This is a genomic window from Pseudomonas sp. CMR5c (genome assembly GCF_003850545.1).
Taxonomy (GTDB): domain Bacteria; phylum Pseudomonadota; class Gammaproteobacteria; order Pseudomonadales; family Pseudomonadaceae; genus Aquipseudomonas; species Aquipseudomonas piscis.
In genome coordinates this window covers 2,652,559-2,673,633 of record NZ_CP027705.1, presented here as the reverse complement: position 1 = coordinate 2,673,633, position 21,075 = coordinate 2,652,559, and the positions used below count along the sequence as shown (strand labels likewise).

18 protein-coding genes are annotated in these 21,075 nt (G+C 64.8%); 10 read left to right on the top strand and 8 right to left on the bottom strand.

From position 1 onward, the window contains the following. Positions 1–190: 190 nt before the first annotated feature. Positions 191–865, top strand: a complete 675-nt coding sequence (locus C4K40_RS12585) for a histidine phosphatase family protein (RefSeq protein ID WP_085596475.1) — start codon at positions 191–193, stop codon at positions 863–865. Here C4K40_RS12585 and C4K40_RS12580 read toward each other — a convergent pair whose 3' ends face one another. From C4K40_RS12580 to C4K40_RS12565, 4 genes are read right to left on the bottom strand one after another with little or no spacing between them, the layout of a single operon-like run. After that, on the bottom strand, positions 866–2,155 hold the full coding sequence (locus C4K40_RS12580; protein ID WP_053136027.1) for an FAD-binding oxidoreductase: 1,290 nt from the start codon (positions 2,153–2,155) through the stop codon (positions 866–868). Further along, positions 2,152–2,898: an amino acid ABC transporter ATP-binding protein gene (locus C4K40_RS12575; RefSeq protein ID WP_022643894.1), complete on the bottom strand. Its 747-nt coding sequence runs from the start codon at positions 2,896–2,898 to the stop codon at positions 2,152–2,154. The genes C4K40_RS12580 and C4K40_RS12575 overlap by 4 nt, the downstream gene beginning before the upstream one ends. Then, complete coding sequence (locus tag C4K40_RS12570; RefSeq protein ID WP_053136030.1) at positions 2,895–3,551, bottom strand: amino acid ABC transporter permease; 657 nt, start codon at positions 3,549–3,551, stop codon at positions 2,895–2,897. Before C4K40_RS12570 ends, C4K40_RS12575 begins: the two co-directional genes overlap by 4 nt. 60 nt (positions 3,552–3,611) lie before the next feature. Then, on the bottom strand, positions 3,612–4,382 hold the full coding sequence (locus C4K40_RS12565; RefSeq protein ID WP_053136033.1) for an ABC transporter substrate-binding protein: 771 nt from the start codon (positions 4,380–4,382) through the stop codon (positions 3,612–3,614). 167 nt (positions 4,383–4,549) lie between these two features. Between C4K40_RS12565 and C4K40_RS12560 the strand changes: the two genes are divergently transcribed. Next, entirely contained in the window at positions 4,550–5,326 is a 777-nt protein-coding gene (locus tag C4K40_RS12560; protein WP_022643891.1) for an IclR family transcriptional regulator, read from the top strand. 108 nt (positions 5,327–5,434) lie between these two features. Beyond that, complete coding sequence (locus C4K40_RS12555) at positions 5,435–6,490, top strand: permease (RefSeq protein WP_053136035.1); 1,056 nt, start codon at positions 5,435–5,437, stop codon at positions 6,488–6,490. 155 nt (positions 6,491–6,645) lie between these two features. Here C4K40_RS12555 and C4K40_RS12550 read toward each other — a convergent pair whose 3' ends face one another. Both C4K40_RS12550 and C4K40_RS12545 read right to left on the bottom strand, forming a co-directional pair. Next, entirely contained in the window at positions 6,646–7,776 is a 1,131-nt protein-coding gene (locus C4K40_RS12550; protein ID WP_053136038.1) for an HlyD family secretion protein, read from the bottom strand. After that, positions 7,773–9,428, bottom strand: a complete 1,656-nt coding sequence (locus C4K40_RS12545) for an MFS transporter (protein ID WP_053136040.1) — start codon at positions 9,426–9,428, stop codon at positions 7,773–7,775. Before C4K40_RS12545 ends, C4K40_RS12550 begins: the two co-directional genes overlap by 4 nt. A 236-nt stretch (positions 9,429–9,664) precedes the next feature. Between C4K40_RS12545 and dapF the strand changes: the two genes are divergently transcribed. Further along, complete coding sequence (dapF, locus tag C4K40_RS12540; protein WP_031321533.1) at positions 9,665–10,459, top strand: diaminopimelate epimerase; 795 nt, start codon at positions 9,665–9,667, stop codon at positions 10,457–10,459. Between the two features lie 24 nt (positions 10,460–10,483). Here the strand turns inward: dapF and C4K40_RS12535 are convergent, their stop codons facing one another. After that, the gene (locus C4K40_RS12535) at positions 10,484–11,968 is read right to left on the bottom strand and encodes a DASS family sodium-coupled anion symporter (RefSeq protein WP_053136043.1); all 1,485 of its coding nucleotides are present in this window, start codon (positions 11,966–11,968) and stop codon (positions 10,484–10,486) included. A gap of 344 nt (positions 11,969–12,312) precedes the next feature. Here C4K40_RS12535 and C4K40_RS12530 point away from each other — a divergent pair, with 344 nt between their 5' ends. Together C4K40_RS12530 and C4K40_RS12525 are read left to right on the top strand one after the other, a co-directional pair. After that, the gene (locus tag C4K40_RS12530; protein WP_053136046.1) at positions 12,313–13,935 is read left to right on the top strand and encodes a methyl-accepting chemotaxis protein; all 1,623 of its coding nucleotides are present in this window, start codon (positions 12,313–12,315) and stop codon (positions 13,933–13,935) included. 111 nt (positions 13,936–14,046) lie between these two features. Next, positions 14,047–15,255 carry an HD-GYP domain-containing protein gene (locus tag C4K40_RS12525; RefSeq protein WP_053136049.1) on the top strand — a complete coding sequence of 403 codons (1,209 nt, stop codon included), beginning with the start codon at positions 14,047–14,049 and terminating at the stop codon, positions 15,253–15,255. A gap of 3 nt (positions 15,256–15,258) precedes the next feature. On the opposite strand, the gene bkdR is transcribed toward C4K40_RS12525, so the two are convergent. Further along, positions 15,259–15,747: a Bkd operon transcriptional regulator BkdR gene (bkdR, locus tag C4K40_RS12520; RefSeq protein ID WP_022643885.1), complete on the bottom strand. Its 489-nt coding sequence runs from the start codon at positions 15,745–15,747 to the stop codon at positions 15,259–15,261. A gap of 196 nt (positions 15,748–15,943) precedes the next feature. On the opposite strand from bkdR, the gene C4K40_RS12515 reads away from it, so the two are divergent. The 4 genes from C4K40_RS12515 to lpdA are packed head-to-tail and all read left to right on the top strand — an operon-like array spanning position 15,944 to position 20,933. Beyond that, complete coding sequence (locus C4K40_RS12515; RefSeq protein ID WP_022643884.1) at positions 15,944–17,179, top strand: 3-methyl-2-oxobutanoate dehydrogenase (2-methylpropanoyl-transferring) subunit alpha; 1,236 nt, start codon at positions 15,944–15,946, stop codon at positions 17,177–17,179. A 1-nt stretch (position 17,180) separates the two neighbouring features. Further along, positions 17,181–18,239 (top strand): alpha-ketoacid dehydrogenase subunit beta, encoded by a 1,059-nt coding sequence (locus tag C4K40_RS12510; RefSeq protein ID WP_022643883.1) that lies wholly within the window; start codon positions 17,181–17,183, stop codon positions 18,237–18,239. Beyond that, on the top strand, positions 18,240–19,538 hold the full coding sequence (locus tag C4K40_RS12505) for a dihydrolipoamide acetyltransferase family protein (protein WP_053136051.1): 1,299 nt from the start codon (positions 18,240–18,242) through the stop codon (positions 19,536–19,538). Positions 19,539–19,541: 3 nt separating this feature from the next. Then, positions 19,542–20,933 carry a dihydrolipoyl dehydrogenase gene (gene lpdA, locus C4K40_RS12500; RefSeq protein ID WP_022643881.1) on the top strand — a complete coding sequence of 464 codons (1,392 nt, stop codon included), beginning with the start codon at positions 19,542–19,544 and terminating at the stop codon, positions 20,931–20,933. The last annotated feature ends 142 nt before the right edge of the window (positions 20,934–21,075 follow it).

Below are 21,075 nucleotides of genomic sequence, written 5' to 3'. Positions count from 1 at the left end.
CACAGGCGGGCAACCGCGGGGAATTATCCGCCGCAGGTTCTTAAATCGGCAACCTGCAGCGTTCAACCTGCCGATGATCGAACCAAATGCCATTCAGGGACTCAGAACCCACGGCCCCGACAGGCCGCAGCAACGACAAGGAACATCGGTTTGTCAGCCGTCATGAATGCCCACGAAGAACGACAAGCCCATGAGCCTGCCCCGCCGCCTTGCCCGCTACGCCCTGCACCGCCGCTACCTGCCGCTCCCCGCCCTGCTGCTGGGCAGCACCTTGTGCCTGTCCCTGGAATCCAGCGTCAGCCGCGCGCAACCAGCGGATGGCACCCAGACCCTGGTCTTTTTGCGCCACGCGGAAAAGCCCGCCGGCGGCCTTGGCCAACTCAACTGCCAGGGCCTGAACCGGGCCATCGACCTGGCCTCGCTGCTGCCGGAAAAATTCGGCAAGGCGCAGTACGTGTTCGCCGCCGACCCGACGCGCAACGTCGAGGAAGGCGAGCTGGACAACTCCTACAGCTACATCCGCCCCTTGATGACCATCAGCCCCAGCGCCATCAAGCTGGGCCTGCCGGTGAACATCGATTTTGCCGCCAACGACACCAGCGACCTGGCGGACGAGCTACTGCATGATCGCTACCACAACTCGATCATCTACACCGCCTGGTCCCACGGCTACCTGCCGGAGTTGATCAACAAGGTTGCTGAAGAGGCTGTGGGCGAAAAACATTCGATCACCGAAGACTGGGCCTCCAATGACTTCGACTCGCTGTACGTGCTGACCCTGACCTGGCGCGACGGCAAGGCCAGCCTGCACAGCCAGAGCTACAAGCAGGGCCTGGACAATGGCGCGCATGAGTGCCCGAGCTGATCAGCCCAGGGCATCGAGCATCCGGTACCAGGCAATCCCCGCACCCAGGTACAGGCGTTGCAAACCATGCAGCGGGATCGGCCGCAGCGGCGTGAGTGGAAGTGGAAAACCCTGCCCTGTGCCAATCAATCTTCCGGCCAGGTGCTTGCCCAACAACGTCGACAGGGCAATGCCACGGCCGTTGTAACCCAGCAGGATCGACAATCCCGGCGCAGGTTCATGCAATTGCGGCAGGAAGCTCGGCGTCAGGGCCACGCGCCCGCTCCAGCGGTACTCGATGGGTATACCCGCCAGTTGTGGAAACAGGGTCAGTAGCGAGCGCTCCAAGTGGCCCCAGTCGGCATCCTGGCGCGGTTCGGAAAACGGCCCGCGCCCCCCCAGCAACAAGCGCCCCTGGGCATCCTGCTTGAAGTACAACAGCAACCGCCGGGCATCGGAGCACACCTCGCCACCGGGCAGGATGCTTTGGCGTAGCGGCGCAGGCAGCGGTCGGGTAGCGATGATGAAGCTATTGGCGGCGATTACCGTCTGGCGCAGTCCCGGCCACAGTCCATCGGTGTAGCCATTGGTCGCCAGCACAACCTTCGGCGCACGCACCCGGATGCCGCGCCCAGTCTCCAGGGTCCATTGCCCGCCATCGCGGTACAGTTGTCGGACCCGGCTCTGGCCATGCAGACTCACTCCCAGCCCCAGGGCCACCCGGGCCAGGCCCCGGGCATAGTTCAAGGGATGCAAGCTGCCGGCCCGCGGGTCGACCCAGCCGCCCACATACTGTTGACTACCGATGCGATGCCCGATCGCGGCCTTGTCCAATAACTCCACGGCCACACCGCGCTGGCGCCATTGCTCGGCGCGTCGTTCCAGAGTGTGCATCGCGGCACTGGAACACGCCGGTTGGATCCAGCCATTGCGAGTGGCATCGCAGCCAATGCCGTACTCCTTGATCAGCTCGAACACTTCATCGGCCGCCGAGCCCACGGCATTTACCAGCGCCTCGCCCTGCACCGGACCGAACTTGGCCAGCAGTTGCTCGGGATCGAACTTGAGCCCGGGAATCACCTGCCCACCGTTGCGCCCGGAAGCCCCCCAGCCGGGCTCACCGGCATCCAGCACACAGACCCTGGCACCGGCCTGGGCCAGGCGCAGCGCCGTGACCAGCCCGGTGTAGCCAGCACCGACAATCGCCACATCGACCTCACGGTCCTCGGCCAGCGCCGGTGTGTGCTCGGCCGGCATGGCGGTCGCCGCCCACAGCGAAGGCGGCAAGCGCAAGGGCTCAGAGATGCTCATGCCTGCACCTCCCCGCCCTGGTTGAGCAAGCGTCGCAGGAAGTCCTGGGTACGCGGATGAGTGGGACTGCTGAGCACGGCCCTCGCCGGCCCGGCCTCGACGATGCGCCCGCCGTGGAGGAAGCACACCTGGTCCGCCACATCCTGGGCAAAACCCATTTCATGGGTAACCACGATCATGGTCATGCCTTCGTCCGCTAGCTTGCGCATCACCGCCAACACTTCCCCCACCAGCTCCGGATCCAGGGCCGAGGTCGGCTCGTCGAACAGGATCGCCTCGGGGTCCATGGCCAGCGCCCGGGCAATCGCCACCCGTTGCTGCTGGCCGCCGGAGAGCTCGTCCGGATAGGCGTGCATGCGATGGGCCAGGCCGACCTTTTCCAGCAGGGCCTCGGCCCGCAGGCGCGCTTGCGTGGGGTCCTGCTGCTTGACGTAGATCGGCCCCTCGGTGACGTTCTGCAACGCTGTGCGGTGGGGAAACAGATTGAAGCGCTGGAACACCATGGCCACCCGGGTGCGCAGTTCGTGGATGCTCTTGGCTTGCCGATCGACCCGCGCTCCGCTCACCAGGATGTCACCCTGCTCGTAGCTTTCCAGGCCGTTGATGCAGCGCAGCAGGGTCGACTTGCCAGACCCCGAAGGCCCGATCAGGCACACCACTTCACCGCTGTGCACCTCAAGGTCGATGCCTTCGAGCACCGCCACGTTGCCGAAGCTCTTGTGTACGCCCTTGATCTGGATCATGGCTTTCTCCGGGTGCTGATATGCGCCTCCAGGCGGCGCAGGGCAAAGGACAATGGCAGGCTCAAGGCCAGGTAAAGCAAGGCGACCAGGGTGTAGACGGTCATGTTCTCGAAGGTCGAGGAAGCGATCAGTTGCCCGGCGCGGGTCATCTCGGCCACGGTGATGGTGGACACCAACGACGAGTCCTTGAGCATCATCACCAGGGTGTTGCCATACGGAGGCAAGGCGATGCGCAAGGCCTGGGGCAGGACGACCCGGCGCATGATCATCGGCCCACGCATGCCGATGGACTCGGCCGCTTCGATCTGCCCCTGGTGGATGGCCTGGATCCCGGCACGAAAGTTTTCCGCCTGGTACGCCGAATAGGCGATGCCCAGGCCGATCACCCCAGCCTGCATGGCGCTGAGTTGGATACCGAAATCCGGCAGCACGAAGTAGATGTAGAACAGCTGGACGATGATCGGCAGCCCCCGAATGACATTGACCAGGCCGATGGCGAACAACGCCACCGAGCGCACCTTGGACACCATCATCAAGGCAAAGACCAGGCCGATCAGCGAACTGAGCACGAATGAGCCAACGGTGACCTGCAAGGTGACTACCGCCCCTTTCAATAGAATGGGCAGGAAGTCCAGAGCGTTCTGGAGAAACATGGCAAGACCTGTTTAATCAGCGAGGAAGGAACCCGGACCAGACGCCGGGCCGCGACTGGATCAGTTGAGCTTCCAGTGCTCGATGATGCGGTCCAGGGTGCCGTCGGCCTTGATTGCCGCGATCCCGCGGTTGACCTCGGCCAGGGTTTGCAGATCGCCCTTACGCACGATCAGACAGACATCGCCCATGACCACCGGCTGATAGCCCTTGACCAGCCGCACCTTGTCCTGGCTGCCCTGGGCCAGCTGGTAGGCGAGGATCGGTCGGTCGGCGAAACCGGCCTTGATTCGCCCCAGGGCCAGGTCACGCATCAAGTCGGGAATCGAGTCATAGCCACGCACTTCCTTGAAGATCCCGCGCTTGTTCAACTCGTCGATGAATACCGTACCGACCTGGGCCCCGACGGTCGCTCCGGCCAGGTCCTCCATGCGGGTGTAGTCAGTCGCATCGTCAGCCTTGACGATCAGGCCTTCGCCGTAGCTGAACACGGGGTCGGAATACTGCACCACTTTCTCGCGCACCGGGGTACGCAGCATGGCAGCGGAAATGATGTCGATCTTGTTGGTGGTCAGGGAGGGAATCAGCGCGGCGAAGGTGGTCTGCTGTATCTCCACGGCGAAACCGCCGGCCTTGCCCACGGCCCGGGCGGCATCGATCATCATGCCCTCGATGCTCTGGCTCTTGACGTCGAGGAAGGTGAAGGGAATCCCGGTGGCGGTGGCGCCGACCTTGTATTGCGGTTCGGCCTTGAGTGCTTCGGACTGGAGTGCGCCAAAAACGCTAGCCAGGACAAAAAGCGAGGACGCGAGAGTACGAAGACGGATCTGCATGGCGAATCTCCCATTGGACGATTTTATTGTTGGAAGTCCGTGATGGATGGTCTCGATGCGAGAGCGGAGACCTGGGAGCGACTATAAACAATTTACAAAAATCGTAAAGAGATTTATAAATATCGAATATCGATATTTATAAACCATAATTACCAAAAGATCCTGCCATGAACGATAACAATAATTCCCTTTTCAACCAGTCACTGGAAAAGGGCCTGGCGGTGCTGCGAGCCTTCAACGCCACGCAACGGACCATGAACCTGGCGGAAATCGCCGCTGCCGCCGAAATCAACAAGAGTTCGGCCCAGCGCATGGTGCATACCCTGGAACAGCTGGGCTATGTGCGTAAGCATCCGCAGACCAAACGCTTCCAACTGACTCCCCGGGTGATGGAGATCGGCTACAACTACCTGGCCGCCGACACGCTGGTGGACGTGGCCAACCCCTTTCTCGCCGAGCTGGCCCAGGTCACCGGTGAAACCACCAACCTGACCGAGCCCGATGGCCTGGACATGGTCTATGTAGCGCGCTTTGTGGCACCCAAGTTCATTCCGATCCATATGCCCATTGGCAGCCGTATTCCGATGTACTGCACCGGCTCCGGACGCGCCTACCTCAGCGCCCTGCCGACAGTCGACGCCCGCCAGATCCTGGAGGCCAGCGACCGCCAGGCCCATACCCGGCATACCCGCACCGAGCTCACGGACATCCTGGGCGAAATCGATGCCAGCCAGCAGCGCGGCTATGCCTTGAATGCCGAGGAGTTGTTTCTGGGCGACATGAGCATCGCCGCGCCGATCCTCGGTAGCCAGGGCCTACCGGTAGCCGCCGTGCATGTGGTGGTGCCCAGCAGCCGCTGGACCCTGGAAGAAGCCGAACGCAAGCTCGCGCCTTCAGTGATCGAATGCGCCCGGGCGATCCGCGCCTCGATACGAACGCTCTAAGCTGCAAGCAACAAGCACGCTGTGATGCTTGCAGCTTGAGACTTGCAGCTTAGGGAAGCGCCAGCAGCTACAATCCGCGCTTATTGTCTTCGTGTGGAAATCCCCTTCATGTCCAACCTCGCCTCCACCCAGCCCGCCCGTGGCTGGTCGTTCTGGTGGAAACCCCTGCTGTTCCTGCTGGTCGCCGCCATCGGCCTGTACTACGTGAAGTGGTCGCCCTACTACTTCAAGGCCTTCGTCGCCGCCGACAGCCACAGCATCGGCGCCTCGATCCTCAACGATCAGCAAAGCTCGCCCTGGAGCGCTGCCCTGGCCTATGCCCAGGTGTACTTCCTGGCGATCTGGAAGGCCGCCGTTCTGGCAGTGATCCTCGGCTCCCTGTTGCAGGTGTTGATCCCCCGGGACTGGCTGCTGCGGTTGTTCGGACGCGCCGGCTTCGGCTCGACCCTGCGCGGCGGCCTGTTCGCCCTGCCCGGCATGATGTGCTCTTGCTGCGCCGCCCCGGTGGCCGCCGGCCTGCGTCGGCAGAACGTATCGGTGGGTGCGGCCCTGGCGTTCTGGATCGCCAACCCGGTGCTCAACCCCGCGACCCTGGTGTTCATGGGTTTCGTCCTCGGCTGGGGTTTCACGGCCCTGCGCCTGGTGGCTGGCATCGTCCTGGTGCTGGGGGTATCGCTGGTCGCCCAGCGCGTGGCTCGCCCCGAGCAACTGCCCGAAGCGGCGGTGGAAGCCGTGGTGCAAGCCGGCACGCCGAACTCTCAGCCCTTCCTGGCACGCTGGGGCAAGACCCTGTGGCAACTGTTCTGGAGCACCATCCCGATCTACATCGTCGCGGTCCTGCTGCTGGGCGCGGCGCGGGTCTGGCTGTTCCCGCATATCGACGGGGCCATGGGCGATAGCCTGTGGTGGCTGGTGCCCCTGGCGATTGCCGGCACCCTGTTCGTGATTCCTACCGCCGCGGAAATCCCCATCGTCCAGACCATGATGACCCTGGGCCTGGGTACCGGCCCCGCCGTGGCTCTGCTGATGACCCTGCCGAGCATCAGCCTGCCGTCGCTGCTGATGCTGCGCAAGGATTTCGACGCCCGGGTGCTGGTCACCGTCGCCGTGTTGACCATGCTGGTGGGCATCGTCTGCGGCCTGGTCGGTGCCGCCCTGCTGTAGCCTCAGCCGCTGCCCAGCGCCGGCGGCGACCGGAACGCAGCGCCCGCAAGAGCAAGCACCGCGCTCATCCAGAAAATACTCATTGGCCGGTTTGGCGAGGGCTGCGTCCTCGTGCGCAGCCTCGCGGGTTCGACAGCAGCTACAGGGCGGTAGCGCTAGGGGGTGACGGAGGTGTCAATGCTGACCACCACCGACAACCCCGGGCGCAGGCGATCCAACTCTTGCTGGTCAGGGTCGACGGTGATCCGCACTGGCACTCGCTGGGCGATCTTGACGAAGTTGCCAGTGGCGTTGTCCGCCTGCAGCAAGGCGAATTCCGAGCCGGTGGCCGGCGAGATCAGCTGCACCTTGCCGGTGAACTTGCGGTGGTTCAGCGCATCCACGGTGAAGCTCACCGGCTGCCCCAGCCGGACGTTGTCCATTTGGGTTTCCTTCATGTTGGCGATCACCCACAGCTGGTCCGGCACCAGGGCCATCAACTGTGCCCCGGAGTTGACGTAGGCCCCCAGGCGCACGCCGATCTGCCCCAGCTGGCCATCGCGCGGGGCGAGGATCCGGGTGTTGGATAGGTCGATCCGCGCCAGTTGCACCGCCGCTTCGGCATTGGCCACCGCCGCCTCCAGGGAGCCGCGATTGACGATCACGGTCTGCAGGTCCTGGCGGGCGATTTCCAGCTGGGCCTGGGCCTGGGCCACCGCCGCCACGGTCTGGGCATTGGCGGCGCGGGTCACGTCCAGTTCACGCCGGGACACCGAACCATCGGCGATCAGCGCCTCGTTGCGCGACAGGTCCGCGGCGCTCTTGCGCGCCTGGGCCTGGCTGTCGGCCAGGGCCGCCTGGCGCAGCTTGATGGTGGCTTCGGCGCTGTTGCGTTGTTGCAGGTTATTGGCCAGGGAGGCCTTCTGCACCGCCAGCTGGGCCAGGGACTGGTCCAGGTGTTGCTGGTAGATGCGGTCGTCCAGGCGCACCAGCAGGTCGCCGGTCTTGACGTGCTGGAAGTCCTGCACTGGCACTTCGAACACATAACCGCTGAGCTGCGGCCCGATGATCGTCACCTGGCCACGCACCAGGGCGTTCTCGGTGCTTTCGATGGCGCTGGAAAACGGCGGCAGCTGCCAGGCGTAGAGCACGATCAGCACGCCGACGATGGCGATCGCGGCGAACCCCAGGGACGAGATGATCCGCACCGCCAATGGCCGTGGCTCGGTGGCGGGAATGGTCGGCGGGCCATTGGGCTCGGGGCTGGAGGCGATGGCATTGGTGGTGGGATTGACGGTTTCGCTCATGAAGAAGGGGCACCACTGGGTTTGACGGGGGTCTGGGGCGCGACGGGCTTGGTGGTGCTCATCAGCCACAGGCTGCGGATGAAGATCCAGATCATGGTCAGCACGGCGATCACCGCGATCAGCATGAATACATCGTTGTAGGCCATCACGTTGGCTTCGCGGGTGGCCGCCGAAGCCAGGCTGCGCATGCCTTGCAGGGTGCGCAGGTCAGGATCGGCGATGACCTTGCCATAGGCCGCCCCGCCGCTCTGCACCCGGGCCAGGACCTGGGGGTCGAGCAAGGTCAGCTGCTCGACGATGAAGCTGGAATGGTATTTCTCGCGCACGATCTGGAAGGTCCCCAGCAGGGCCGAGCCGATCAGCCCGCCGAGGTTCTGGCAGATGCCGAACAGCACCGAGAAGCTCACCAGGTTGCGCGGGTTGGTCAGCACGTTGCGGGTGCCCAGGACCATGGTCGGGCCGAGGAAGAAGGTGCCGCCGAAAGCCAGCAGGAACTGGCTGATGTACATGTTGGCCGGGCGCGTGAGGTTGCTGGAGAAGCTGTCCATCACCGAGCCTGTCGCCATCAGCGCCAGGGAAATGACCAGGGGCATGAACAGATGCGCCGGGTTGATGGTCAAGGCGCTGGTGGCCAGCCCCGCGATGCTGCCCAGCAGCATCACCCCGTAAAGCAGGCGCATCTGTTCGCTGCTCATGTTCAGCGCCTGGAGGAAACCCACCGCGCCGGTGGACTGCTCCGACAGCACCATGCGGATCAGGATCACCGCCAGGGCCAGGCGGATCATCGCCCCGCTGCCTAGCCAGCGGGTCATCAGCATCGGGTTGCGACGGTTATGTTCGATGCACAGACCAGCGAAGATCAGCAGGATCGAGGCCGCGCTGGCGTAGCCGATCCACGGTGCCTCCAGCCACCAGTCGATGCGCCCCAGGGACAGCACTGCGCACAGCAGCGCCACGCCGGTGGCGAGCAAGGCGAAGGTCAGGAAGTCGAGTTTCTCGAAGGTGCGAAAGCGATCGCCGGGCGGCAGCTTGAGCATGAACACGCAGCCCAGGGAGGTCAGCGCCAGGCCCAGTTCGAACAGGTACAGGCCACGCCACTCGGCGATCTGCAGCAAGTCTTCGGAGAACAGCCGCGCCAGGGGCAAGGCCAGCTGCGAGGTGCCCAACCCCAGCACCAGGGCCTTGAGCCGCCACTTGGCCGGGAAGGCCTGGACCATGTAGTACAGGCCCAGGGAGCTCAAGGCCGCGCCCACCATGCCGTGGGCCGCGCGCACGGCGATGGCCGAACTCAGGTCGTTGACGAACAGGTGGCCGAAGGTCACCAGTGCATAGAGCACCAGGAACACTTCGGTGAAGGCCCGCAGGCCGAACTGCTGGCGGAACTTCACCAGCAGCAGGTTCATCGACACGTTGGTCATGACATAGGCGGCCGGCAGCCAGGCCATTTCCGCGCTGGTGGCACCCAGGGCGCCCTGCAGGTAAGGCAGGTTGGCGATCACCAGGGAGTTGCCCAAGCCTCCGGTGATGGCCACCAGAAGGCCCACCAGCGCATAGGCCAGGCGCTTGTGGGTGGGGTGCAGCGGTGTCGAGGGCGAGCCGGGCAAGCTGGGCTTTTCATGGGGCTGCCAGTTGCGCGGGGCGTAGTGATCCATGCAGTGACCTTAGTGTTGTTCTAGTCCGTACCGGGAAGGTCGACGCGGGTAGTGTGACCGCCAGCCTGCCATAACCCCCCGACCCAGGCACACCTGGAGTACGTTGGGTGAATTTTATTGCAAGACGCTGGCGTCGCCGGAGTTTTTTCGAAATCCTGCAACAGGTGGCGGCGCGTGCCGCTACCCGGTCGATCCTGGCCTGGTGGCATATCTTGTCCTGTCCCTGTGGAGCATGAATGGCGCTTAATTTCGTGAAGATGCATGCCAATGGCGACGATTTCGTGGTGATCGACGCCCGCGGTCGCGGCCAGCCGATCACCGCCGAACGCGCCAGGGCCTTGGGCGACCGGCAACGTGGCATAGGTTTCAATCAACTGGTGGTGCTGGGCGATTGTCGCGAGAGCGCGGCGCAACTGACCTTCTTCAATGCCGATGGTTCCAGCCTCGATGCCTGTGGCAGTGCCACCCGGGGTGCCGCCGAGCTGTTGCTGCGCGAAAGCGGCGCCAGCTCGCTGCGCCTGAAGACCGCCCGCGGCATTCAAGAGTGCCAGCGCCTGGCCGACTACAGCGTGTCGGTGGAGATGGGCGTTCCCGGGCTCGCCTGGCAGGACATTCCCCTGGCCCGGGAGCTGGACAGCCTGCGCCTGCCGCTGCCGGGGGAACCGGCGGCGTGCAGCATGGGCAATCCGCATTGCAGTTTTTTCGTCGACGACCTGCAGCAGCTGGACATCGCCAGCCTTGGACCGGCGATCGAGACCCATCCGCTGTTCGTGCACCAGACCAACGTGCATTTCATCCAGGTCATCGACCGCCAGACCATTCGCCTGCGGATCTGGGAACGCCACGGCGGCATTCCCCTGGGGTCCGGTTCCTGCTCCTGCGGCGCAGTGGTCAATGGCATCCGCCGGGGCCTGCTGGACAACCAGGTGACGGTGTTGTGCGACGGCGGACCGGTGAGCGTGAGCTGGGACGGCCAGGGCAAGGTGCGCCTGGCCGGTAGCGTGACTCGGGTGTTCAGCGGCTGGCTGTAGGGCCAGCCCTGCCCCGCTCCGGGCCTACAGCCAGCCCAGCCATTTCCACCAGGTCATGGCGAACACCAGCATCAGCAGGTAGCCGACCAGCGTCACCACCAGCCCGACCTTGGCGAACTGGCGCGCGGTGAAGGTCTCGGTACCCAGGCACACCATGTTCTGTGGGGCGTTGATCGGCAGGATGAAGCCGTAGCTGACCACGAACCCCAGGAGCATGGTCATGCCCAGCCGGCTGAACTCGCCCGGCAGGGTCTGCAGCACCGCGATGAGGATCGGCAGCAAGGCCGAGGTCAGCGCCGTGGCGCTGGCGAACCCCAGATGGATCAGGATCAGGAAGGCGCCGAGGATGGCGAAGACCGCCAGCGGGCCGACCTGGTCCAGCCCGGTGTGAGCCACCACCTGGGTGCCCAGCCATTGCCCGGCCTGGGTACTGAGCAGCGCCGAACCGAGGCTGATGCCGACCCCGAAGACGATCACCGTGCCCCAGGGAATGCGTGACTGTACATCCTTCCAGGTCATGATGCCGATCCGTGGCAGCAGCAGGAACACCAGCCCGGCGTAGGTGGTGGTCGTGGTGTCGAACGGGTGCAGCTTGCCTTCGGTGGACCAGGCCAGCAGCAACAGCAGCGACACTGCCAGCAGGCGCTTCTGCGGCCCGGTCATGGGGCCGATATCCGCCAGGGACCTGGCCACCGCCTCCTTGCCGCCGGGAATGCTGTCGCTCTCCGGGGGCAGCATCTTGAGCACCAGATACAACAGCACCAGGGACATGATCAGCGCCCAGGGCGCGCCGGCGATCAACCAGTCGAGCCAGGCCACGCGCTGGCCGAGCATCTTGTCCATGAAACCCACGGTCAGCAGGTTCTGTGCGGCGGCGGTCTGGATCCCGACGTTCCAGATACTGGTGCCCTGGGCCACCACGATCATCAGCCCGGCAGCGATGTTCGAGCGCTTGTCGACGCCGAACGCGGCGATCACCCCCATCATGATCGGCACCACGCAGGCACTGCGGGCGGTGGCGCTGGGCACCAGCAGACTGAGGAGGATGGTCACGGCGATGGCACCCAGGAGGATGCGCCGGGTACTGGTGCCGACCCGGGCCAGGGTCACCAGGGCGATGCGCCGGTCCAGGCCGGTGTGGGTCATGGCGGCAGCGATGAACAAGGCGCCGGCCACCAGGGCCAGGGCCGAGTTGGAAAACCCGGTCAGGGCCAGGCTGATGGCCGCCGAGCTGCCATACAGTTGGCCGGGGTCGTTCAAGGTTGGCGCGGTGCCGATGAGGATCGCCATCAGGGCGGTGATCATGATCGCGCTGGCCTCGTAGGACACCGCTTCGCTGATCCACACCACCACCGCGAATGCCAGGATCGCCAGCATCCGGTGCCCCGCCACGGGCAGGTCGGCGGGCAGCGGCAGGAACAACACGCCGATCATGGCCAGCACGGCGATCAGCAATCCAATCGGTAATGCGGCCTTGGCCGCGGGCGCCGTTGTCACAGGCGTAGTCATGGGCCTTTTCCTTCTCCATTGGACAGGCGCCAAGCATGGCGCAAAAGCGCAAAAGGCGCGTTGATGGGAGTCAAACCAGGGGCCGTGCACCACGCTTCGTGCAGCCGCTGCCGTAGGCTGCGTACGGTTCGGCACGAGCTGCGGCCCCCATGCGCGGTGTGCCTGCCAGGACGCGTCGTCCGGTTTGCGGGGCGTTGGCGCGCTGGGTGAAACGGAGAAGCATTTACAGCAATATTTTTTAACATCTCTACAGATTTTTCATCATTTAGGAGTCAGAGTGATATCAGGGCGACAAGGAGTCGACACAAACCTGGCTGTATCACTCCAACCTGCAAGGTGCCTCTATGGTGACAAGAAACTTGAAGCTGACTTCCAGGGCGCTGCTGAGCTTCGGCGCCATCTGCGTACTACTGATTGGCCTCGGGGGGCTGGCACTGTGGAAGATGGGACAGATTCACGACGCCGCGCTGGACTTGCAAACCAACTGGATGCCCAGCGTCCGCCAAGCCGCGAAAATCGAATCCGGCACCTTGCGCGTACGCCTGGAGGCCCTGCACTACGCCACTGAAGGAGACAGCCAGAAACCCGCATCGCTGAACAAGCTGGGCACCTTGAAGACCACCCTGGCCGAGGCCATCAAGGACTATGAGCCGCTGGTGTCCGGCCCCGAGGAGAAGGCCGCCTACGAGCAGGTCAAGCGTGGCGCCCGGGACTATCTCGACAAACTGGCGGTGATGATCGACTCCACCCAGACCAATACCGCCCAGCAGACCGCCGACTACATCAACCAGATCACGGTGCCTCTGGCCAACACCCTGCAAGCGTCCATCGAGGAGCTGATTCGCATCAACGAGAGCGGGGCCGAGCAATCCGCGGTCGTCGCCGGCGAGCAATTCAGCGGCGGCCTGACCGTGACCTGGGTGATCATCATCCTGGCTATCGTCCTGACCATCCTGATCGCCACCCTGTTCACCCGCAGCATCACCCACCCGGTGCTGTCGCTGCTGGCCAGCACCCGCAAGATCGCCGAAGGCGACCTGCGTACCCAGGTGGAAGTCAGCGGGCGCGATGAGTTGACCGACCTGCAAGCGGCGACCCAGGCCATGCTCGATAGCCTCAAGTCGACCATCCGCCATATCAGCGATTCCTCGACCCAGCTGGCCTCGGCCGCCGAGGAAATGAGCGCCATCACCCGCGAGTCCAACGCCGGCATCCAGCAACAGAGCATGGAGACCGACCAGGCCGCCACGGCGGTCAACCAGATGACCGCAGCAGTGGAGGAAGTGGCGCGCAACGCAGTATCCGCCTCGCAGTCCACCCAGGCCTCGGAGCGCTCGGCGGGCCTGGGCAAGGAACGGGTCGAGCAGACCATCCATGCCATCGAGAAGCTCACCGGCACCGTGGAGAACACCCGGGTGGAAATGGCCGGCCTGGCCCAGCAGGCCCAGGACATCACCAAGGTCCTGGACGTGATCCGCGCCATCGCCGAGCAGACCAACCTGCTGGCCCTGAACGCCGCCATCGAGGCCGCCCGCGCCGGCGAACAGGGCCGTGGGTTTGCCGTGGTGGCCGACGAGGTGCGGGCCCTGGCCCATCGCACCCAGCTGTCGACCCAGGAAATCGAGCAGATGATCCAGGGCATCCAGAACGGCTCGAGCAAGGCCATGCTGTCCATGCAGCAGAGCAGCGAGGATGCCAACCAGACCCTGGCCATCGCCCACGAGGCCGGCAGTGCCATCGGCCATATCACCGAAGCCATCAGCGACATCAACGAACGCAACCTGATGATCGCCACCGCCTCGGAACAACAGGCCCAGGTGGCCCGCTCGGTGGACCAGAACCTGATGAGCATCCGCGACCTGGCGTTGCAGAGCTCGTCCGCCGCCAGCCAGACCTCCCTGGCCAGCAGCGAACTGTCGTCCCTGGCGGTGGGTCTGAACAAGCTGGTGGCCCGCTTCGCCCTGTAGATGCGCAACGAGGTGGGACAAGGCTTGTGTGGTTCGCAGTTCATCGCTCCGGCCGTTGCCGGACAATCGCCGGAGCGATGAGATTCAAGCGCCCTGAGGGGAGTACTGGTCATGCTGAAACTGATCTCGGTGCAACAACTGCGCTTGGGCATGTACATCCAGCGTTTCTCGGGTTCCTGGCTGGACCATTCGTTCTGGAAGGCCGGCTTTCTCCTGGACAACCACGAAGACCTGCGGCGCTTGCAGCGCTCGAACCTGAACGGCCTGTGGATCGACCCCAGCAAAGGCCGCGACCTGCCCGAACCCCCTGCTCCGCCGGCGGCCAGCGCCGATGCGACGACCGCCACACCGGCCCCCGCAGTCCCGGCGCCACGGGCCAGCATGGGCGAGGAAATGCAGCGGGCCCTGAAGGTCTGCATCCACTCGCGCCAGGCGGTGATGGACATGTTCCAGGAAGTGCGGCTGGGCCAGGTGGTGGCGATGCAACAAGCCAGCGACCTGGTGGGCCAGATCACCGACTCGCTGCTGCGCCATCCCCATGCACTGATCAGCCTGGCGCGCTTGAAGAACGCCGACGACTACACCTACATGCATTCGGTGGCGGTCTGCGCGTTGATGCTGGCCACCGCGCGCCAGCTGGGCCTGTCGGCGCCCCTCGTACAACTTGCCGGGGTCGCCGGGTTGCTGCACGACGTGGGCAAGCTGACCATCCCCGACGCCATCCTCAACAAACCGCAGAAACTCTCGGACAACGAGTTCGAGCAGGTCAAGCTGCACCCCGAGGCCGGCGGCGCAATCCTGCGCCAGAGCCCCGACGTGGATGCCCTGGTGCTGGATGTGTGCCTGCACCACCATGAAAAGGCCGACGGCTCGGGTTACCCGCACCGCCTCAAGGGCGAGCAGATCAGCCTGTTCGCGCAGATGGGCGCGGTGTGCGATGTGTACGACGCGGTGACCTCCAACCGTCCCTACAACCGTGGCTGGGACCCGGCCGAGGCGATCCAGCGCATGTCCACCTGGACCGGCCACTTCGACCAGCGGGTGTTCCAGGCCTTCGTCAAGAGTGTCGGGATCTACCCGGTGGGTTCCCTGGTGCGGCTGGAGAGCGGGCGCCTGGCAGTGGTGCTGGAGCAGCACCCCGAGACCTTGCTGCTGCCCAAGGTCAAGGTGTTCTTCTCCACCCGCTCCAACCTGCCGCTGGAGCAGAGCGTGGTGGACCTGGCCCGGGTCCAGGGCCAGGAGCGCATCGTCGGCCGCGAAGCCCCGGGCAACTGGGACTTCAAGGAGCTCGACAGGTTGTGGCGGGAAGTGCCGGCCTGAGCATCAGGTACCCAGGGTCAGGCCATTGGCCGGCAGCGGCAGCGCGGTCTTGTAGCGCACCTGCTTGAGGGCGAAGCTGGAGCGGATGTTGGCCACCCCCGGCACCTTGGTCAAGAAGTCCATCATGAAGCGCTCCAGGGCCTGGATGCTGGGCACCAGCACGCGGATCAGGTAGTCCGGGTCGCCGGCCATCAGGTAGCACTCCATCACTTCCGGACGATCGGAAATAGCCTCTTCGAAGTGCTGCAGCGCTTCTTCGACCTGCTTCTCCAGGCTGACGTGGATGAACACGTTGACATGCAGGCCCAGGAGATCGGCGTCCAGCAGGGTCACCTGCTCGCGGATCAGCCCCAGGTCCTCCATGGCCCGGACCCGATTGAAGCAGGGTGTTGGAGAAAGGTTCACCGAGCGGGCCAGGTCGGCGTTGGTGATGCGAGCGTTCTCTTGCAGGCTGTTGAGAATGCCGATATCGGTACGGTCCAGTTTACGCATGAGATAAAACAACCTTGTTTTTATGTTTATAGAGATTTTTTATCTGCAAATGACTTTCTGTGCAACGAAACAGAGATAAATATTCTCCTTCTCCCGGCCTATGATGTTTGTAGGACAAGATTTCCCTTACCCAGGGAAGGACTGTCAGCTAGCGCGCCCAAATACAAGAAATCCACAAGATCGAGCGTAGAAAGCCATGACCCCAGCGTATGCACCGCTACGCCTGCACGTTCCCGAACCATCGGGCCGTCCCGGCTGCAAGACCGACTTCACCTACCTGCGCCTGAACGACGCCGGCCTGGTGCGCAAACCCCCGATCGATGTAGAACCCGCCGATACCGCCGACCTCTCCCGTGGCCTGATCCGTGTACTCGATGACCAGGGCAACGCCCTGGGCGAATGGGCCGAAGACGTGCCTGTGGAGATCCTCCGCCAGGGCATGCGGGCCATGCTCAAGACCCGCATCTTCGACAACCGCATGGTGGTCGCCCAGCGCCAGAAGAAGATGTCGTTCTATATGCAGAGCCTCGGCGAGGAAGCCATCGGCAGCGCCCAGGCGCTGGCCCTGAATGTCGACGACATGTGCTTCCCCACCTATCGCCAGCAAAGCATCCTGATGGCCCGCGACGTGCCGCTGGTGGACATGATCTGCCAGCTGCTGTCCAACGAGCGCGACCCGCTCAAGGGGCGCCAGCTACCGATCATGTACTCGGTGAAAGAATCCGGGTTCTTCACCATCTCCGGCAACCTGGCGACCCAGTTCGTGCAGGGCGTGGGCTGGGGCATGGCCTCGGCGATCAAGGGCGATACCAAGATCGCCTCGGCCTGGATCGGCGACGGCGCCACCGCCGAGTCGGACTTCCACACTGCCCTGACCTTCGCCCACGTCTACCGGGCGCCGGTGATCCTCAACGTGGTCAACAACCAATGGGCGATCTCCACCTTCCAGGCCATCGCCGGTGGTGAAGCCACCACCTTCGCCGGACGCGGCGTGGGTTGCGGCATCGCCTCGCTGCGGGTCGACGGCAACGACTTCATCGCCGTGTACGCCGCCTCGCGCTGGGCCGCCGAACGCGCCCGCCGCAACCTCGGCCCGACCCTGATCGAGTGGGTCACCTACCGTGCCGGCCCGCACTCCACCTCCGACGATCCGTCCAAGTACCGGCCGGCCGACGACTGGAGCCACTTCCCGCTCGGCGACCCGATCGCTCGCCTCAAGCAGCACCTGATCAAGCTCGGCCACTGGTCCGAAGAGGAACACGCCGCACTTAGCGCCGAACTCGAAGCCCAGGTCATCGCCGCGCAGAAGGAAGCCGAGCAGTTCGGCACCCTCGCCGGCGGCCAGATCCCCAGCGCCGCGACCATGTTCGAGGATGTCTACAAGGACATGCCCGAGCACCTGAAACGCCAACGCCAGCAACTGGGGGTTTGAGATGAACGATCACAACAACAATATCCAGCTGGACACCGCCATGACCACCACCACCATGACCATGATCCAGGCCCTGCGCTCGGCCATGGATGTGATGCTCGAGCGTGACGACAACGTCGTGGTGTTCGGCCAGGACGTGGGCTACTTCGGCGGCGTGTTCCGCTGCACCGAGGGCCTGCAGGCCAAGTACGGCACCTCGCGGGTGTTCGACGCACCGATTTCGGAAAGCGGCATCATCGGCACCGCCGTCGGCATGGGCGCCTATGGCCTGCGGCCGGTGGCGGAAATCCAGTTCGCCGACTATGTCTACCCGGCCACCGACCAGATCATCTCCGAAGCCGCGCGCCTGCGTTATCGCTCCGCCGGCCAGTTCACCGCGCCACTGACCATGCGCATGCCGTGTGGCGGCGGCATCTATGGCGGCCAGACCCACAGCCAGAGCATCGAGGCGGTGTTCACCCAGGTCTGCGGCCTGCGTACCGTGATGCCGTCCAACCCCTACGACGCCAAGGGCCTGCTGATCGCCTCCATCGAGAACGATGACCCGGTGATCTTCCTGGAGCCCAAGCGCCTGTACAACGGCCCGTTCGACGGCCACCACGACCGCCCTGTGACCCCTTGGTCCAAGCACCCTTCGGCCCAGGTTCCGGACGGCTACTACAAGGTCCCGCTGGACGTGGCGGCCATCGCCCGCCCGGGCAAGGACGTCACCGTGCTGACCTACGGCACCACGGTCTATGTCTCGCAAGTGGCGGCCGAGGAAACCGGCATCGACGCCGAGGTCATCGACCTGCGCAGCCTGTGGCCGCTGGACCTGGACACCATCGTCAAGTCGGTGCAGAAGACCGGCCGTTGCGTGGTGGTGCACGAGGCCACCCGCACCTGCGGTTTCGGCGCCGAACTGGTGTCGCTGGTGCAAGAGCATTGCTTCCATCACCTGGAGGCCCCGATCGAGCGCGTCACTGGTTGGGATACGCCGTATCCCCACGCGCAGGAGTGGGCATATTTCCCAGGGCCGTCCCGAGTGGGCGCGGCGCTGCAACGGGTCATGGAGGTCTGAATGGGCACGCACGTTATCAAGATGCCGGACATCGGCGAAGGCATCGCAGAAGTAGAACTGTCGCAGTGGCACGTGAAGGTCGGCGACCTGGTGGTCGAAGACCAGGTACTGGCAGACGTGATGACGGACAAGGCCATGGTCGACATCCCCTCCCCGGTCCACGGCAAAGTGCTGGCCCTGGGCGGCGAGCCGGGTGAAGTGATGGCGGTGGGCAGCATCCTGATCAGCATCGAGGTCGAGGGTGCGGGCAACCTCAAGGACTCCGACCAATTGCCGACGCCGAGCAAGGCGCCAGCCGCCGCGGAAAAACCCGCCGCCGCGCCGGTGGTCGCCGCACCTCAAGTGGAAAAACCGGCTCCCGCCTGCCAGGCCGGCGCCAGCCGTCCGGCCCAGGCTCCGGTCGCCCGGGACGCCAACGAGCGCCCACTGGCCTCGCCGGCGGTGCGCAAGCATGCCCTGGACCTGGGCATCCAGCTGCGCCTGGTACAAGGCAGCGGCCCTGCCGGGCGCGTCCTGCATGAAGACCTGGACGCCTACCTGGCCCAGGGCACCCAGGCGGCGCACGGACATTCGGCGCCATCTGCCAGTTATGCCGAGCGCCACGACGAAGAGCAGATCCAGGTGATCGGCATGCGTCGCAAGATCGCCCAGCGCATGCAGGAATCCAAGCACCGTGCCGCGCACTTCAGCTATGTCGAGGAAGTGGACGTCACCGCCCTGGAAGAACTGCGCATCCACCTCAACGAGAAGCATGGCGCCACCCGCGGCAAGCTGACCCTGCTGCCGTTCCTGGTACGGGCGATGGTCGTGGCCCTGCGCGACTTCCCGCAGATCAACGCCCGCTACGACGATGAAGCCCAGGTCGTCACCCGCCACGGCGCGGTGCACGTCGGGGTCGCCACCCAGAGCGACGTTGGCCTGATGGTGCCGGTGGTACGCCACGCCGAGGCCCGCAGCCTGTGGGGCAACGCCGAGGAGATCGTGCGCCTGGCCAAGGCCGCCCGCGCCGGCAAGGCCGCACGTGAGGAGCTGTCTGGCTCGACCATCACCCTCACCAGCCTCGGCGCCCTGGGCGGGATCGTCAGCACGCCGGTGCTGAACCTGCCGGAAGTGGCCATCGTCGGGGTCAACAAGATCGTCGAGCGGCCCATGGTGATCAAGGGCCAGATCGTGATCCGCAAGATGATGAACCTCTCCAGCTCCTTCGATCACCGGGTGGTCGACGGCATGGACGCCGCGCAATTCATCCAGGCCATCCGCGGCCTGCTCGAACAACCCGCCACGCTGTTTGTGGAGTAAGACATGCAACAGACTCTCAACACCCAACTGCTGATCATCGGCGGCGGCCCTGGCGGCTATGTCGCGGCGATCCGCGCCGGCCAGCTGGGGATCTCCACCATCCTGGTGGAAGGCCAGTCTCTGGGCGGCACCTGCCTGAACATCGGCTGCATCCCGTCCAAGGCGCTGATCCACGTAGCCGAACAGTTCCACCAGACCCGCCACCACAGCCAGGGCTCGGCCCTGGGCATCGAGGTGGCGGCGCCGACCCTGAACATCGGCAAGAGCGTGGAATGGAAGGATGGCATCGTCGACCGCCTGACCACCGGGGTCGCGGCCCTGCTGAAAAAGAACAAGGTCCAGGTGATCCATGGCTGGGCCCGGGTGATCGACGGCAAGACCGTGGAAATCGACGGCGCCGATACCCGTATCCAGTGCGAGCACCTGCTGCTTGCCACCGGTTCCAAGAGCGTCAACCTGCCGATGCTGCCCCTCGGCGGGCCGATCATCTCCTCCACCGAGGCCCTGGCGCCCAAGGTCCTGCCCAAGCGCCTGGCCGTGGTCGGCGGTGGCTACATCGGCCTGGAGCTGGGCATCGCCTACCGCAAGCTGGGGGTGGACGTCAGCGTGGTCGAGGCCCAGGAGCGCATCCTGCCGGCCTATGACGCCGAGCTGACCCAACCGGTGCTGGAATCGGTCAAGCAACTGGGGATCAAGCTCTACCTCAAGCACAGCGTGCTGGGCTTCGACGCCGGCACCAGCAGCCTGCAGGTACGCGAGCCCAACGGCGACACCCTGGACCTGGCAACCGACCAGGTGCTGGTGGCGGTGGGCCGCAAGCCCAACACCCAGGGCTGGAACCTGGAAGCGCTGAACCTGGAAATGAACGGCTCGGCAGTCAAGATCGACGCGCGCTGCCAGACCAGCATGCGCAACGTCTGGGCCATCGGCGACCTGAGCGGCGAGCCGATGCTGGCCCACCGGGCCATGGCCCAGGGCGAGATGGTGGCCGAGCTGATCGCCGGCAAGCGCCGGGAGTTCACCCCGGCGGCGATCCCGGCGGTGTGCTTCACCGACCCGGAAGTGGTGGTGGTCGGCAAGACGCCGGACGAAGCCAAGGCCGCCGGCCTGGACTGCATCGTCGCCAGCTTCCCGTTCGCCGCCAACGGCCGGGCCATGACCCTGGAATCCAAGGGTGGCTTCGTGCGGGTGGTGGCACGGCGTGACAACCACCTGGTGCTCGGCTGGCAAGCGGTGGGCGTGGGAGTTTCCGAACTGTCCACGGCTTTCGGCCAATCCCTGGAGATGGGCGCGCGCCTGGAAGACATCGGCGGCACCATCCACGCCCACCCGACCCTGGGCGAAGCGGTCCAGGAAGCCGCATTGCGGGCCCTGGGCCACGCGCTGCACATGTAACCACCAGAGCGTAGGAGCGAGGCTTGCCCGCGATAAGGCCAGCAGGCATGCCAGAAACGTCGAACCATCTGCGCCGATGCCATCGCGAGCACGCTTCGCTCCTACAAAAAAGATGCAAGGCAGGTCGCTATCCGTGGGGTGG

Coding starts and splice junctions, on each gene's coding strand:
- bkdR (WP_022643885.1), bottom strand. CDS start 15,747: ATGCGTAAACTGGACCGTACCGATATCGGCATTCTCAACAGCCTGCAA.
- C4K40_RS12575 (WP_022643894.1), bottom strand. CDS start 2,898: ATGATCCAGATCAAGGGCGTACACAAGAGCTTCGGCAACGTGGCGGTG.
- C4K40_RS12555 (WP_053136035.1), top strand. CDS start 5,435: ATGTCCAACCTCGCCTCCACCCAGCCCGCCCGTGGCTGGTCGTTCTGG.
- C4K40_RS12570 (WP_053136030.1), bottom strand. CDS start 3,551: ATGTTTCTCCAGAACGCTCTGGACTTCCTGCCCATTCTATTGAAAGGG.
- C4K40_RS12580 (WP_053136027.1), bottom strand. CDS start 2,155: ATGAGCATCTCTGAGCCCTTGCGCTTGCCGCCTTCGCTGTGGGCGGCG.
- C4K40_RS12515 (WP_022643884.1), top strand. CDS start 15,944: ATGACCCCAGCGTATGCACCGCTACGCCTGCACGTTCCCGAACCATCG.
- C4K40_RS12530 (WP_053136046.1), top strand. CDS start 12,313: ATGGTGACAAGAAACTTGAAGCTGACTTCCAGGGCGCTGCTGAGCTTC.
- dapF (WP_031321533.1), top strand. CDS start 9,665: ATGGCGCTTAATTTCGTGAAGATGCATGCCAATGGCGACGATTTCGTG.
- lpdA (WP_022643881.1), top strand. CDS start 19,542: ATGCAACAGACTCTCAACACCCAACTGCTGATCATCGGCGGCGGCCCT.
- C4K40_RS12545 (WP_053136040.1), bottom strand. CDS start 9,428: ATGGATCACTACGCCCCGCGCAACTGGCAGCCCCATGAAAAGCCCAGC.
- C4K40_RS12560 (WP_022643891.1), top strand. CDS start 4,550: ATGAACGATAACAATAATTCCCTTTTCAACCAGTCACTGGAAAAGGGC.
- C4K40_RS12565 (WP_053136033.1), bottom strand. CDS start 4,382: ATGCAGATCCGTCTTCGTACTCTCGCGTCCTCGCTTTTTGTCCTGGCT.
- C4K40_RS12505 (WP_053136051.1), top strand. CDS start 18,240: ATGGGCACGCACGTTATCAAGATGCCGGACATCGGCGAAGGCATCGCA.
- C4K40_RS12525 (WP_053136049.1), top strand. CDS start 14,047: ATGCTGAAACTGATCTCGGTGCAACAACTGCGCTTGGGCATGTACATC.
- C4K40_RS12535 (WP_053136043.1), bottom strand. CDS start 11,968: ATGACTACGCCTGTGACAACGGCGCCCGCGGCCAAGGCCGCATTACCG.
- C4K40_RS12585 (WP_085596475.1), top strand. CDS start 191: ATGAGCCTGCCCCGCCGCCTTGCCCGCTACGCCCTGCACCGCCGCTAC.
- C4K40_RS12510 (WP_022643883.1), top strand. CDS start 17,181: ATGAACGATCACAACAACAATATCCAGCTGGACACCGCCATGACCACC.
- C4K40_RS12550 (WP_053136038.1), bottom strand. CDS start 7,776: ATGAGCGAAACCGTCAATCCCACCACCAATGCCATCGCCTCCAGCCCC.